1 protein-coding gene is annotated in these 478 nt (G+C 55.0%); it reads right to left on the bottom strand.

Translation table 11 applies throughout. From position 1 onward, the window contains the following. The coding region (locus tag HF921_RS13125) for an EF-Tu/IF-2/RF-3 family GTPase (RefSeq protein WP_264318212.1) at positions 1-478 on the bottom strand (478 nt) is incomplete at both ends.

Consider the following 478-nt stretch of genomic DNA (forward strand, 5'->3'; position numbering starts at 1 on the left):
CCCACGCTCTACGTCATCTTTCTTCGTGCCGCGCAACAACACACCAACGTTGTCCCCAGCCTGACCCTGATCCAGAATCTTGCGGAACATCTCAACACCGGTGACAATGCTCTTGGCTGTATCACGTATGCCAATAATCTCAATTTCATCGCCTATCTTGACTATCCCACGCTCAATGCGCCCGGTCACCACCGTGCCCCGGCCTGAAATGGAAAACACGTCTTCAATCGGCATCAGAAAAGGCTTGTCAATGGGGCGCTCGGGCATCGGAATGTAACTATCCATTGCCTCGGCCAGCCGGTAAATGGCCGGCTCGCCAATGTCACTCTGGTCCCCTTCCAGGGCCTTGAGCGCGGAGCCGATAATCACCGGAATGTCATCGCCTGGAAACTCGTACTTGGAAAGCAGCTCCCGCACTTCCATTTCTACCAGTTCCAGCAACTCGGCGTCGTCCACCATGTCGGCCTTGTTCAGAAAC

It is taken from the genome of Acidithiobacillus ferriphilus (assembly GCF_018854775.1).
In the GTDB taxonomy this organism is placed as follows: Bacteria; Pseudomonadota; Gammaproteobacteria; order Acidithiobacillales; family Acidithiobacillaceae; genus Acidithiobacillus; species Acidithiobacillus ferriphilus.